The 13,309-nt window shown below is 71.4% G+C and carries 13 protein-coding genes and 1 pseudogene; 11 read left to right on the forward strand and 3 right to left on the reverse strand.

What is annotated here, in order from left to right; all coding sequences use genetic code 11:
• Window positions 1-237 precede the first annotated feature (237 nt).
• The 5 genes from ACTWJ8_RS16820 to ACTWJ8_RS16840 all read left to right on the forward strand — a co-directional run bounded on the left by ACTWJ8_RS16820 (window position 238) and on the right by ACTWJ8_RS16840 (window position 6,324).
• Window positions 238-1,623 carry an ABC transporter substrate-binding protein gene (locus ACTWJ8_RS16820; RefSeq protein WP_356376126.1) on the forward strand — a complete coding sequence of 462 codons (1,386 nt, stop codon included), beginning with the start codon at window positions 238-240 and terminating at the stop codon, window positions 1,621-1,623.
• A 7-nt stretch (window positions 1,624-1,630) separates the two neighbouring features.
• A complete protein-coding gene (locus ACTWJ8_RS16825) occupies window positions 1,631-3,034 on the forward strand; it encodes a carbohydrate ABC transporter permease (RefSeq protein WP_443264312.1) in 1,404 nt (467 codons plus the stop codon).
• Window positions 3,031-3,912, forward strand: a complete 882-nt coding sequence (locus tag ACTWJ8_RS16830) for a carbohydrate ABC transporter permease (protein ID WP_356376124.1) — start codon at window positions 3,031-3,033, stop codon at window positions 3,910-3,912. Before ACTWJ8_RS16825 ends, ACTWJ8_RS16830 begins: the two co-directional genes overlap by 4 nt.
• A 192-nt stretch (window positions 3,913-4,104) precedes the next feature.
• A complete protein-coding gene (locus tag ACTWJ8_RS16835; protein ID WP_356376121.1) occupies window positions 4,105-4,947 on the forward strand; it encodes a class I SAM-dependent methyltransferase in 843 nt (280 codons plus the stop codon).
• A gap of 69 nt (window positions 4,948-5,016) precedes the next feature.
• The gene (locus ACTWJ8_RS16840; protein WP_443264314.1) at window positions 5,017-6,324 is read left to right on the forward strand and encodes a hypothetical protein; all 1,308 of its coding nucleotides are present in this window, start codon (window positions 5,017-5,019) and stop codon (window positions 6,322-6,324) included.
• Between the two features lie 10 nt (window positions 6,325-6,334).
• Here the strand turns inward: ACTWJ8_RS16840 and ACTWJ8_RS16845 are convergent, their stop codons facing one another.
• Entirely contained in the window at window positions 6,335-6,748 is a 414-nt protein-coding gene (locus tag ACTWJ8_RS16845; protein ID WP_443264316.1) for an organic hydroperoxide resistance protein, read from the reverse strand.
• Window positions 6,749-6,868: 120 nt separating this feature from the next.
• Between ACTWJ8_RS16845 and ACTWJ8_RS16850 the strand changes: the two genes are divergently transcribed.
• Window positions 6,869-7,354 (forward strand): MarR family winged helix-turn-helix transcriptional regulator, encoded by a 486-nt coding sequence (locus tag ACTWJ8_RS16850; RefSeq protein ID WP_443264317.1) that lies wholly within the window; start codon window positions 6,869-6,871, stop codon window positions 7,352-7,354.
• A 103-nt stretch (window positions 7,355-7,457) separates the two neighbouring features.
• Here the strand turns inward: ACTWJ8_RS16850 and ACTWJ8_RS16855 are convergent.
• Window positions 7,458-8,795 (reverse strand): annotated as a pseudogene (locus ACTWJ8_RS16855) (threonine/serine ThrE exporter family protein); the annotation flags it as partial.
• Window positions 8,796-8,874: 79 nt separating this feature from the next.
• Between ACTWJ8_RS16855 and ACTWJ8_RS16860 the strand changes: the two are divergent.
• From ACTWJ8_RS16860 to ACTWJ8_RS16870, 3 genes are all read left to right on the forward strand, one after another.
• The gene (locus ACTWJ8_RS16860; protein WP_443264319.1) at window positions 8,875-9,318 is read left to right on the forward strand and encodes a helix-turn-helix transcriptional regulator; all 444 of its coding nucleotides are present in this window, start codon (window positions 8,875-8,877) and stop codon (window positions 9,316-9,318) included.
• 96 nt (window positions 9,319-9,414) lie between these two features.
• A complete protein-coding gene (locus ACTWJ8_RS16865; protein WP_356376107.1) occupies window positions 9,415-9,849 on the forward strand; it encodes a VOC family protein in 435 nt (144 codons plus the stop codon).
• Window positions 9,846-10,700, forward strand: coding sequence for a class I SAM-dependent methyltransferase (locus ACTWJ8_RS16870; protein WP_443264321.1), 855 nt, complete (start codon window positions 9,846-9,848; stop codon window positions 10,698-10,700). The genes ACTWJ8_RS16865 and ACTWJ8_RS16870 overlap by 4 nt, the downstream gene beginning before the upstream one ends.
• Window positions 10,701-10,716: 16 nt before the next feature.
• Here ACTWJ8_RS16870 and ACTWJ8_RS16875 read toward each other — a convergent pair whose 3' ends face one another.
• The gene (locus ACTWJ8_RS16875; protein WP_356376101.1) at window positions 10,717-11,340 is read right to left on the reverse strand and encodes a TetR/AcrR family transcriptional regulator; all 624 of its coding nucleotides are present in this window, start codon (window positions 11,338-11,340) and stop codon (window positions 10,717-10,719) included.
• Between the two features lie 158 nt (window positions 11,341-11,498).
• On the opposite strand from ACTWJ8_RS16875, the gene ACTWJ8_RS16880 reads away from it, so the two are divergent.
• Window positions 11,499-12,419 carry an ABC transporter permease gene (locus ACTWJ8_RS16880; protein WP_356376098.1) on the forward strand — a complete coding sequence of 307 codons (921 nt, stop codon included), beginning with the start codon at window positions 11,499-11,501 and terminating at the stop codon, window positions 12,417-12,419.
• Window positions 12,412-13,266: an ABC transporter ATP-binding protein gene (locus tag ACTWJ8_RS16885; RefSeq protein ID WP_356376095.1), complete on the forward strand. Its 855-nt coding sequence runs from the start codon at window positions 12,412-12,414 to the stop codon at window positions 13,264-13,266. Before ACTWJ8_RS16880 ends, ACTWJ8_RS16885 begins: the two co-directional genes overlap by 8 nt.
• Window positions 13,267-13,309: the final 43 nt, after the last annotated feature.

A 13,309-nucleotide genomic window follows, 5' to 3' on the forward strand; every position in this document is an offset into this window, starting at 1 on the left:
CAGCCCCGCCGGCGATTGAGGCGCGGGGTCCGGGGCGGAGCCCCGTGGCCTCGACCACGTCGGGCCGAAACTCAACTGCCCACGCCCACCGCCCCCTTGACGCATCACGACCCCGTCACGATCAACGGGTTTACAGCACAGGCACCCTTGCCGGTTGTCCGTGGCCGGGCGTAGACCAGTGCCCACGGGACCGCGCTCAGTACGTACGTTCGGCGTCAGGACGAGAACGGGGCAGTGATGGGCAGCACACGTCGCACCACCCACCGGAGCCACACCTTCCGCACCGCCCTCACGGGCATCGCCATCGGCTCCCTCGCACTCACGCTCACCGCCTGCGGAGGCGACGACGACAACGGCAAGGGCGGCGGCGGAGACGGCACCAAGTCCCCCGCCTCCTCCCTCAAGCTGCCGAAACTGAACGGCGAGTCGCTGGAGATCGCCGCCGTCTGGACCGGCGACGAGCAGAAGAACTTCAAGCAGGTGCTCTCGGAGTTCGAGAAGCGCACGGGCGCGAAGGTCACCTTCGTCCCCGCCCAGGACCCGATCATCAACTTCCTGGGTTCGAAGGTCGCCGGCGGCGCCCCGCCGGACGTCGCGATGCTGCCGCAGCCCGGCGCCATCAAGCAGGCGGTCGACAAGAAGTGGGCGAAGCCGCTCGGCAAGGACGTCCAGGAGCAGCTGAGCAAGAACTACGCCACGGGCTGGCAGGACCTCGGCAAGGTCGGCGGCAAGCAGTACGGCGCGTACTACAAGGCCGCCAACAAGTCCCTGATCTGGTACAACTCCAAGGTTTTCGAGAACGCCGCCGCCAAGGAGCCGAAGACCTGGAAGGAGCTGCTCAGCACCTCGCAGGCGATCTACGACTCGGGCGTCACCCCGTTCTCCGTGGGCGGCGCCGACGGCTGGCCGCTCACCGACTGGTTCGAGAACATCTACCTCTCCCAGGCGGGCCCGGAGAAGTACGACCAGCTCGCCCAGCACAACATCAAGTGGACCGACCCGTCCGTGAAGGACGCGCTCACCACGCTCGCCCAGCTGTGGGGCAAGAAGGACTTCCTCGCCGGCGGCAACAAGGGCGCCGTGCAGACCGAGTTCACGAAGTCGGTCGAGCAGACCTTCACGGGCGGCGAGCAGCCGAAGGGCGCGATGGTCTACGAGGGCGACTTCGTGCAGGTCAACATCCAGCAGACGAAGGCGAAGGTCGGCACGGACGCGAAGGTGTTCCCGTTCCCCGCGGTCGGCTCCGGTGACCGCCCCGTGGTCAGCGGCGGTGACGCCGCGGTGATCCTCAAGGACTCGAAGGCGTCGCAGGCCCTGGTGACCTGGCTGGCCTCGCCCGAGGCGGCCACCATCCAGGCCAAGCTGGGCGGTTACCTCTCGCCGAACAAGAACGTGGACCTCGCCTCGTACCCGAACGCCGTGCAGCGCGAGATCGCCAAGCAGCTCGTGGACGTCGGCAACGACTTCCGCTTCGACATGTCGGACCAGACCCCGCAGGCCTTCGGCGGCACGCCGGGCAAGGGCGAGTGGAAGGCGCTCCAGGACTTCCTGATGAACCCCAAGGACGTCGCGGGCACCCAGAAGACCCTGGAGGCCGAAGCGGTCAAGGCGTACAAGGACTGACGCGGCGATGACCTCCGCCGACGGCGGCGGCGCCCCGGTCACCGGGGCTGCCGTCTCGCCACCGCCACGTACCCGTAGGAGCGTGACCGGCACCCGCAGGTCCATCGCCGCGCTCTTCCTGCTGCCCGCGTTGATCCTGCTCGGCGCCCTGGTCGTGTACCCGATCGGGTACTCGGTCGTCCGCAGCTTCTTCGACGCGTCAGGTGGCTCGTTCATCGGGCTCGACAACTACGAGACGCTGTTCACGCGCGCCGACACCAAGGCCGCGATCAACAACAACATCTGGTGGGTGGTGCTCGCCCCCACGGTGGCCACGGCGCTCGGCCTGATCTTCGCCGTGCTCACCGAGCGGATCCGCTGGGCCACCGCGTTCAAGCTGGTGGTCTTCATGCCGATGGCCATCTCGATGCTGGCCGCGGGCATCATCTTCCGGCTCGTCTACGACCAGGACCCGGAGAAGGGCGCCGTGAACGCCGTCATGGTGTCGGTGCACGACACGTTCGCCGACTCCTCCGCGTTCCCGAAGGCGCATCCGCGGGGGCCCGAGACGCTCACCGGGAAGAGCGGCGGCCCGTTCCTCACCAAGGAGCCGGTGCGGGCCGGAACTCCCGTGCTGCTCCCGCTGGTCGGTGTCGCCGCCGACCAGATGCCCGAGGGCGCCAAGCCCGCGAAGGAGCCGACCGCCGGAGCCTCCGGCGTCACCGGCACCGTCTGGCAGGACTTCACCCTCGGCAAGGGCGCGGGCAAGCGGGACGGGATCGACGCGAGCGAGGTCGGCTACCCCGGCATGCGCGTCGAGGCGGTCAAGAACGGCAAGGTCGTGGCCTCCACGACGGCCGCCGCCGACGGCACCTTCGCCCTCCCGGCCGCGGCCGACGGGGCCCAACTGCGGTTGCCCGCAGCGAACTTCAAGGAGCCGTACAACGGCGTCGACTGGCTCGGCGACAAGAAGTACTTCACGCTCCACATCGGCGGCTTCGACCTGTACCTCAACATCGTGACGACCTCGATCATGGTCGCGTACGTGTGGATGTGGGCGGGCTTCGCGATGGTGCTGATCGGGGCCGGGCTCGCCGGCATCCCGCGCGAACTCCTGGAGGCGGCGCGGGTGGACGGGGCCTCGGAGTGGCAGGTGTTCCGCCGGGTCACGGTGCCGCTCCTGGCGCCGGTGCTCGCGGTCGTCCTGGTCACGCTGATGATCAACGTACTCAAGATCTTCGACCTGATCTTCATCATCGCCCCCGGCTCCTCCCAGGACGACGCCAACGTGCTGGCGCTCCAGCTGTACCGCTCGGCGTTCAGCGAGGACAACGAGGGGCTGGCCAGCGCCATCGCGGTGCTGCTCCTGCTGCTCGTGATCCCCGTGATGTGGTTCAACATGCGCAGGCTGCGGCGGGAGGTGCGGCGATGAGCACCATCGACGAGACGGTCAAGGCCCCGCGCTCGCTCGCGGGCCGGATCGGCGACAGGCTCGGCGGCGGAATCATCCAGTTCGTGCTGCTCCTGGTCGGCGCGCTGTGGCTGGTGCCGACGATCGGGCTGCTCTTCTCCTCGCTGCGCTCGCCCGAGGACATGGCGGACAGCGGCTGGTGGACGGTGTTCAGCAAGCCCGCGCAGCTGACGTTCGAGAGCTACAGCAGCCTGCTCGAGAACTCCGACATCACGCGGTCCCTGGTGAACACGGCCCTGATCACGGTCCCCGCGACGCTCCTCGTGATCGTGATCGGTTCGCTGGCCGGGTACGCGTTCGCGTGGATGGAGTTCCCGGGCCGCGACTGGTGGTTCCTGATCGTGGTCGGTCTCCTTGTGGTTCCCGTGCAGGTCGCGCTGGTGCCGATCGCGCGGCTCTTCGGCGACATCGGCATCTTCGGCTCGATCCTGGGCGTGATCCTCTTCCATGTCGGGTTCGGGCTGCCGTTCGCGGTGTTCCTGCTGCGGAACTTCTTCGCGGAGATCCCGCGCGAGCTCCTGGAGGCGGCGCGCCTGGACGGCTCGGGCGAACTCCGCCTGTTCCTGCGGGTGGTGCTGCCGCTCGGCGCGCCCGCGATCGCCTCGCTCGGCATCTTCCAGTTCCTGTGGGTGTGGAACGACATGCTGGTCGCGCTGATCTTCACGGACACCGACAGCCAGCCGATCACGGTCGCGCTCCAGACCCAGGTGCGGCAGTTCGGCAACAACGTCGACGTGCTCGGGCCCGGCGCGTTCATTTCGATGGTGATCCCGCTGGCCGTGTTCTTCGCGTTCCAGCGCCAGTTCGTCTCCGGTGTGATGGCGGGCGCCGTGAAGTAAGGGGTTTGTGACCGGGAAGTATCGGAACAAGGCGTACAACCGGGATTTATCGAGCGGGAGGGCCTTTCGTTCCCTCCCGGCCACCGCGCGGACATCCCGCGCACCTACCCAGTGCTGATGGCCTCCCGGACCCGGTGGGCGAGCGCGTCCCCCGCCGGGTCCCGTACCCACGTCATCCGTACTGGAGCTGACATGCAGCACGAGACCCGCACCGCGCCCGCCGAGCCGCCCCGCCCGGCCGCACTCGACGACGTCAAAGGCTGGTTCCACAACATTGATCAGGTGCTCTTCGACTGGTTCCTGAGCCGCCAGCGCGCGCTGGGCCAGCGCGGCGACCTCCTCGAACTCGGCGTCTATCTCGGCAAGAGCGCCATCTTCATGGGCCAGTACCTGGAGGCGGAGGAGACCTTCACGGTCTGCGACCTGTTCGACTCGCCGGCCGACGACGCGGCGAACGACAAGGAGATGAACAAGTCGTACAGCACCCTGACGCGCACCGCCTTCGAGGCCAACTACCGGGCGTTCCACGACGAGTTGCCGAAGGTCGTGCAGGGCCCTTCGAACGTGATCACGTCCGAGGTGGCCCCCGACACCTGCCGCTTCGTGCACGTCGACGCCTCGCATCTGTACGAGCACGTGCACGGCGACATCGCGGCGGCCCGCGAGCTGCTCGGCGATGACGGCATCGTGGTGCTCGACGACTTCCGCGCCGAGCACTGTCCGGGGGTCGCGGCGGCGACGTGGGGCGCCGTGGCCACGACGGGCCTGAAGCCGCTGTGCATCACGGCGACGAAGTTCTACGGGACGTGGGGCGCGTTCGAGCCGGTGCGCACCGAGCTGGGCGGGATGCTCGCGGGGCGCAAGGACTTCTGGCACGGCGCGGAGGAGGTCGCGGGGCACTCGATGATCCGCATCGACGGCCGGAAGGCGAAGCGCCCTGCGCAGCCGGTGTCGCGCTACGAGTCGACGGCGTCCGCCGTGCCGTCGCAGGCCGCGGGCGCCAAGGGCCTGCTGCGCTCGCTGCTCGGCCGCTGACGGCCCCGGCTCACCCGCACGGCCCACGCAAAGGCGGGGCGGGGCGCCCGCGCGGGGCACAGAGTACGCATGCCGTACCTGACGAGCACCGCACTGGCGAGGGGAGCCGTGCGCGGCGCGACGGCGCTGCGCGGCGGCCGCTTCTGGCGCCCCACCCCGTACTTCGTCATCGGCGGCGCGTGCTGGCTGCTGCTGACGCTCGCGTACTGGTGGGTGCCGATGGCCGAGGACTACGGGCTGCACGCGGCCGTGATCGACCGGCTGAAGGAGAGCATGGCGCACCCGCGCCACCCGTTGGTCGACCTGCCGGGCGCGGGCAGCCCGTATCTGTCGTCCCCGTACGCGAGGGTGGAGGGGCTGTTCGCGCGAGCGACCAGCCTGACGGGCTGGGAGGTCATGAAGCTCGCGGGCCCGGCCAATCTGCTGGTGCTGGTCACGGGCCTCGGCGCCGCGGTCCGCGCGCTGACGGCCCGTCAATGGGCCCCGGTCGCCGCGCTGTCGGCGCTGCTCCTCCTGTGGGGCACGACCACCGGCCGGCGCACCGAGCCGCTCGCGCTGCGCTCGCTGCTGCTCGACCTGGGCTACCCGTCGACGTTCGCGATCGGCCTCGCGTTCTGGGTGTGGGCGGCGGCGTGGCGGCTGCGCAGGGAGTGGGCGGGACGGGCCCTGACGGCGGCCTCGGCCGTGGGCCTGGTGTGGGCGTGGCCGGACGCGGACCCCGCGACGCCGCACGTCCCCTGGCTCGCGCTGCTCGGCGTGCCGGCCCTGTGGGCCCGCTTCCGCCGCGCTCCTTGGGACCCCCTGGCCGTCCTCTGCGGGCTGGGGCTCGCGGCCCTGGCCTACGCGGCTCTGGCCCGCCCCTCCGCGTACGGGGCGGCGATGGTGCTCACCGTCGTGCCGCTCCAGTGCGCGCTCGCGATCGCCGTCGCGGCACCCCGGCCGTGGGCGCGACCCCGCCGGGTCGTCGGCGCGCTGGCGGCGGCGGGCGCGGCGGTCGGCCTCCTGGCCACCGTCCTCGACCCGCCGCCGTCCTGGCCCGGCTACAGCTGGGCGACGCGGCACATGGCCCCCGGCGACGTGGTCCTGACCGACGGCCACCGCCCGATCCGCTCACTGCCGGGCCACGGCGCGGCGCTCGTCGCTCCGGCCCGCCCCGACCCGGTCGTCGACGACGCCGAGTGGCACCGGCGCCGCGCGGCGGTCCACGCCTACCTCTCCCCCACGGCCACCCGCGCCGACCGCCGGGCCGTCGCCGACCGCTACCGGGTGCGCTGGCTGCTGCTCGACCGGGGCGAACGGCTGCCGCCGGAAGCGGTGCTGGTGGCGTGGAGCCCGCGCACGGGCGAGGCGCTGGCGCGGGTGCCGCACAGCGGCTGAGCCCGCGGTCCTACTCGACGACGAGCTGGACGTCGATGTTGCCGCGGGTCGCGTTCGAGTACGGGCACACCTGGTGCGCCTGCTCGACGAGCTTGCGGCCGGTCTCGGCGTCGACCGAGTCGGGCAGCTCGACGCGGAGCACGACGGCGAGCCCGAAGCCCTCGCCCTCCTTGCCGATGGAGACCTCGGCGGTGACGGCGGCGTCGGAGACGTCCACCTTGGCGCCCCGCCCGACGAGGCCGAGCGCGCTGCCGAAGCAGGCCGCGTAACCGGCGGCGAAGAGCTGCTCCGGGTTCGAGCCCTGGCCGTTCCCGCCCATCGCCGTGGGCACGCCGAGCTGGAGGTCGATCACGCCGTCGGAGGAGACGGCGCGGCCGTCCCTGCCGTGGGTGGCGGTGGCGACGGCGGTGTAGATGGCGTCCATGGGGGACCTGCCTCTCGGATCCGTGGATCTGTCCGTGAACCTCTTCTTCGTACCCCACAATAAGAGCACACAATTAAATTGCGCACAACTAAATCGCGCGGCGACGGTTACCCTGGACCCATGGCCAGCACCTCAAGCACCGACGAGTACCTCCGGCTCGACCGCCAGATCTGCTTCTCGCTCAACGCGGCGTCGCGCGCCTTCGGCGGCGTCTACCGGGTGCTGCTCAAGGACCTGGGCCTCACCTACCCCCAGTACCTGGTCATGCTGGTGCTCTGGGAGGCCGCCGACACCGAGGGCCCGGTCCCGGTCAAGCGCCTCGGCGAACGCCTCCGCCTCGACTCCGGCACCCTCTCGCCGCTCCTCAAGCGCCTGGAGGCGAACGGCCTCGTCCACCGCGAACGCAGCGCCACCGACGAGCGCTCGGTGACGATCGCCCTCACGGACGCCGGTGCGTCCCTGAAGACCGCCGCGGCCGAGGTCCCGCGACAGATCGCCGCCGCGACGGACTTCGACCTGGAGGAGATCGAAACGCTGAGGGTGCAGCTCGAGAAGCTGACGAACGCGCTGGACGGGTGGGCAGGTTCAAGCCCCGCCGGCGATTGAGGCGCGGGGCCCTGGGCAGCGCCCCGCGACGCCCGCCCCGCTCCGGCGAGCCGCTCCCCCGCACCCTCCGGAAGAGCTGCGCCGCCTCCCCGGCGAGCCCCACCCCCACGGCGATCGCCAGCGTGACCGCGGCGGCGTGCACAAGCCCCCCGATCCCCGCCGTCGTCCGCCCCGACGCGAGCGCCGCCAGCGCCACGTAGAGCACGCTGCCCGGCAGCAGCGGCGCGATTCCGGGCACGACGAGCGGCAGCACCGACTCCCGCCGCCGCCTGGCCAGCAGGTGCGCCGCGCACCCGACCCCGGCCGCCACCACCGCCGTACCGACGAGCGAGGGCAGCCCCAGCAGGGCGAACTCGGCCGCGACCACGAAGCCGCCGAGCCCGAGCAGCCCCGCCGGCAGCCAGTCGCGCCGGGGCGTGCGCGCCCGCGCCGCGACCGCCACCGAGAACACGGCCGCGCCCACCGCGGGCGCCCCCAGGTACTCAACCCGCGCCGCCGTCGGCACGACCGGCGCCTCGAACCCGACGAGCCGACCCAGACCGAGCACGGCGACCACGCCCGTGACCACCGCGGCGAACACCAGCATCGCGTCGAAGAGCCGCCCGAGCGCGGTCAGATAGTGCCCGGTCAGCGCGTCCTGCACGGCGCTGACGAAGGTCACGGTCGGCAGCAGCCCGAGGACCCCCGCCACGACGACGGACTGCACCGTCGCGGGCGGCGCGCTGTGGCTGATCGCGACGGCGAGCACGGCGGTCGGCATCGCGGCGACCGCCGACCGGTAGAACGCGGGCACCCCGTGCCGCCCGAGCCAGCCGCTCACCAGCGCCCCGAAGAGACCGGCGAGGAACGCGCACACCGAGGTCAGCGCGCCACCGCCGAACGCGATGCCGCCGCCCGCCGCCACCAGTCCCGTCTGCGCGGGCCCGCACCACGCCGCCCACCGCCCGCGCTCGGGCGGCGCGTCGAGGATCCGGGCGGTCGCGGCCCGCGCCTCGTCGAGCCCGAGCTGCCGCGCGCTGATCCGCTCGACGAGCGCGTGGATGCGCCCCAGCGTCCGGAAGTCGGTGGCGTGCCTGCGTATCACCCGGTTCGCGTGCAGGGGCGTGAGTTCACCGGGCGCGTGCGCGGACAGCGACACGGAGGCGAGCGTGACGCTCGGCTCGCAGTAGCTGAGCCCGTACGTCTCGGCGACGACCAGCATCCCGGCGACGGCCTCCTCCGCGGACGCCCCGTACGACAGGAGCGCCTCCCCGAGCCGTGTGGCGAGTTCGGCGACGCGCGTGCCGTAGGCCTCCATGTCGGCCCGCCCGTCGTCGTGCAGCAACTCCCCGCCGTAGCCGTAACTTCGGATCGGCTCGATGCCGCGCAGCCGGGGCAGCGCTTTGGTCAGCCAAGGGTCGGTGCGGTCGAAGGCGGGGGCGGGGCGGATCCTCGAAGCCATACAAAAGGAGCGTAACGGACATCACACTTGAACGACTTAAGAGTTTCGCGCCGGCCCCGGAACTGCCAGCATCGAACCAATGAACACAGCCGCCGACGGCCACCTCGCCCACCTGCGCCAGTTGCGCGCCGCCAAGGACGTCATGGACCGCAACTGGGCCGACGAGACCCTCGACCTGGACGCCGTGGCGGCCCGCGCCGGCTACTCGCGCTCGCACTTCGTCCGGGTGTTCAGGGCCGCGTACGGGCAGACCCCCGGCCAGTACCTCTCGCGGCGGCGCATCGAGCGCGCGGCGGAGATGCTGCGCACCTGCGATCTGACCAGCACCGAGATCTGCCACCTCGTCGGCTTCACGAGCCTCGGCACCTTCTCCACCCGCTTCAAGCAGCACACCGGCCTCACCCCCGGCGCGTACCGCCGCGAGAAGCTCGGCCGCGGCGCCGCCCTCATCCCCGGCTGCTACGCCCTGCTGTGGGCGGGCGGCTTCAGCACGACGAAGAGCGATCACGAAGCAGAGCAATGAAACAGGGCAATGCAGCAGAGCAATTCTGAAGAAGCCCCCTGAGCGCCCCGCTGCCTACGGTGGAACGACCGGAACAAGCACACCGTGGGAGCCACCATGATCAAAGGCGTCGGCATCACGACGATCTGGACACTCGACCAGGAGCGCACGAAGAACTTCTTCACCGAGAAGCTCGGCATGGAGCTGCGCACCGACATGTCCATGGGCGACTCCCGCTGGATCACCGTCGGCGCCAAGGACCAGCCCGAGTTCGAGTTCGCCCTGATGCGCCCGGACGGCCACGGCGTGGACCCCGAGTCCGCCCGCGCCCTCACCGAGCTCGTCGCCAAGGGCGTCATCGGCGGCGGCGCGCTGCGCACGGACGACTGCCGCGGCGACTACGAGACCTTCAAGGCGCGCGGCGTCGAATTCCTCCAGGAACCGAAGGAGCGCCCGTACGGCATCGAGGCCGTCTTCCGCGACGACAACGGCAACTGGTACTCGCTGACCGAGCGCAACGAGGAGCTCGACCTCTCCAAGGACTGGGCATGACCGCCCCCGCGTCCGGCCCCGACAACACCGCCGAGCGCTGCGCCCTGTGGCGGGCGCTGCACGTCGAGGTCGACGAGGCGCCGCACGTGCTCGTGGACGAGGTGGGCCTGCGCCTGCTCTCCCCCGCCGCCGACTGGCGCGAGCGCCCCGACATGGCGCCCGACACCACCCGCGGCTTCCGCGCGGCCATGGTGTCGCGGGCCCGTTTCGTCGAGGACCTGGTGGAGTCGGAGTCGGCGCGCGGCGTCGACCAGTACGTGATCCTCGGCGCGGGCCTCGACACCCTCGCGCAGCGCCGCCCCGACCTCGCCGGCCGCCTCGACGTCTACGAGGTCGACCAGCCGGGCCCGCAGTCCTGGAAGCGCGAGCGCCTCGACGCGCTCGGTTACGGGGTGCCGGAGTACCTGCACCTGGTCCCCGTCGACTTCGAGGCCCGCGAGTCCTGGTGGGACGGGCTCACGGCGGCCGGTTTCGACCCGCGCCGCCCGGCGCTCGTCGTCTCGACCGGCGTCGCCATGTACCTCACGCGCGAGGCCACGGCTGCCACCCTGGAGCAGGTCGCGAAGCTGGCCCCCGGCTCGACGCTCGCGCTCTCCTTCATCCTCCCGGCCGACCGGATCGACGCGGCGGACCGCGCGGGCATGGAGACGAGCCGCAAGGGCGCGAGCGCCGCGGGCACCCCCTTCCGCAGCTTCTACGCTCCCGAGGACATGCTCGCCCTGGCCCGCGAGGCCGGATTCCGCACGGTCGAGCACGTGCCCGGCACGGAGCTCGCGACCCGCTACTTCTCCACGCGCACGGACGGTCTGCGCCCGTCGAGCGGCGAGGACTTCCTGGTGGCCACCACCTGAGAGCCGGTGGCCGGACTCAGAGCGCCTTCAGCGCCGCCGTCGTCGCGGCGGCCAGGCGCTTCAGGTGGCCCTTCGGGAGCTTCGGCGTGCGGACCACCACCGTGCGCCAGTACAGCGGGCCCGAGATGAGGTCGAGGGCCAGCTCCTCGTCGAGGTCCGGGCTCAGCTCTCCGCGCTCCGCCGCCGCCCGCACGATCCCGCTCGCCACCCCGTGCTGCCCCTCGCGCAGCGCCTTCTGCAGGGCCTCGGCGATCTCCGGGTTGCGGGCGGCCTCGGCCTGCAGGTCGGGGATGATCTGGCCGGCCACGGGGTGCCGCAGGGCGCGTGACGTGACCTCGTAGAGGAGCCGGAGGTCGCCCTCCAGGGTGCCGGTGTCCGGGGCGGGCAGGCCCTGCACGGCGATCGCCGACACCAGGTCGAGGACCAGGTGGAGCTTGGACTTCCAGCGGCGGTACACGGCCGTCTTGCCGACGCCCGCGCGGCGGGCGATGCCCTCGATGGACATCCGCGCGTAGCCGACCGAGGCCAGCTCCTCGAAGACGGCCGTGCGGATGGCCTCCGTCACGTCCTCGCGCAGCACGGCCGCGCCGGCGGGGGCCCTGCGGCGCGTCGGCTTGGGGGTGTCGGCGTTGGTCGGCATATGGCGAATCATAAGGCCGCAGCCGCGCGACGACGAAACGGTTGCGTTCCGACGTCGATCCGCCCTACTCTCACGTCACGACGATACGGGCCCGTCCCGACGTGAACGGCGGATGAACGACAGCCGTCTTCCCGCACCCCCGACCGAAAGCAGCGGATGTGAGCCAGGTCCTGGAGACGCCTCCCCCGCGTGAGGCACCGCGGTCCACCCCCGAGGATCCGGCGGCGCTCGCCGCCCGGTACGGGCTGAGCGTCAGCGGCGCCCGGCCCTCCCTGCCCGGGTACGTGCGCCGGCTGTGGCAGCGGCGGCACTTCATCACGTCCTTCTCGACCGCCAAGCTCACCGCCCAGTACAGCCAGGCGAAGCTCGGGCAGGTCTGGCAGGTGCTGACGCCGCTGCTGAACGCGGCCGTGTACTACCTGATCTTCGGCAAGCTCATGGGCACCAGCAAGGGCGTGCCCGACTACATCCCGTTCCTGGTCACGGGCGTGTTCGTGTGGACGTTCACTCAGTCGTCGGTGATGGCGGGGACGCGGGCGATCTCCGGGAACCTCGGGCTCGTACGGGCGCTGCACTTCCCGCGGGCCTCGCTGCCGATCTCGTTCTGCCTCCAGCAGCTCCAGCAGCTGCTGTTCTCGATGTGCGCGCTGGTGGTCATCCTGCTGGCGACGGGCGTGCCGCCCGCGCCGTCCTGGGTGCTCGTCGTGCCCGCCCTGACGCTGCAGTTCGTGTTCAACACCGGGCTCGCGCTGATCATGGCGCGGCTCGGCGCGAAGACCCCCGACCTCGCGCAGCTGATGCCGTTCCTGCTGCGCACGTGGATGTACACGTCCGGCGTGATGTGGAGCCTGACCCGGCTCACGGACGGGCGGGACATCCCGTCGTTCGTGCAGACGCTGCTGCGGGCCAACCCGGCCGCCGTCTACATCGACCTGATGCGCTTCGCGCTCATCGACAGCTTCACCGCGGACCAGCTGCCGCCGCACATCTGGGCCCTCGCGGCCGGCTGGGCACTGCTCGCCGGGGTCGGCGGATTCATCTACTTCTGGAAGGCCGAGGAGACGTACGGTCGTGGCTGACACTCTTTCCGAAACGAACGGCGAACGGGTCCCCACCGTCATCGCCGACGGCGTCGACATCGTCTACCGGGTCAACGGGACGGGGGCCGGCCGCGGCGCCGCCACCGCCGCCCTGAGCCGGATCCTCGGCGGCCGGAAGAAGGCCGAGAGGCGGGCGGGCGTGCGGAAGGTGCACGCCGTGAAGAACGTGTCGTTCACCGCCTACCGCGGCGAGGCCATCGGGCTCATCGGCACCAACGGGTCGGGGAAGTCCACCCTGTTGAAGGCCGTCGCCGGGCTGCTCCCGACCGAGAACGGGGCGATCTACACCGACGGCCAGCCCTCCCTGCTCGGCGTGAACGCCGCCCTGATGAACGACCTCACCGGCGAGCGCAACGTGCGGCTCGGCGGGCTCGCGATGGGCATGTCCCGCGAGCAGGTGCGCGACCGCTACGACGAGATCGTCGACTTCTCCGGGATCAACGAGAAGGGCGACTTCGTGACGCTCCCGATGCGGACGTACTCCTCCGGCATGGCGGCCCGGCTGCGGTTCTCGATCGCCGTCGCCAAGGAGCACGACGTACTGCTGATCGACGAGGCGCTCGCCACCGGCGACCGGTCCTTCCAGAAGCGGTCCGAGCAGCGCATCAAGGAGCTCCGCAAGCGCGCGGGCACCGTCTTCCTCGTCAGCCACAGCAACAAGTCGATCCGGGACACCTGCGACCGGGTGCTGTGGCTGGAGCGCGGCGAGCTGCGCATGGACGGGCCGACCGAGGACGTCCTCAAGGAGTACGAGGCGTTCACCAACGCCGCGGGCCCCGCCAAGCCCAAGCCGAAGCCCAAGCCCAAGGCGCCCGTCGCCGCGTAGCCGCTTCCCGTACGACGAAGGGGGCACCCCGAACCGGAATCCG

Source organism: Streptomyces sp. SDT5-1 (genome assembly GCF_052245995.1).
Lineage (GTDB): Bacteria > Actinomycetota > Actinomycetes > Streptomycetales > Streptomycetaceae > Streptomyces.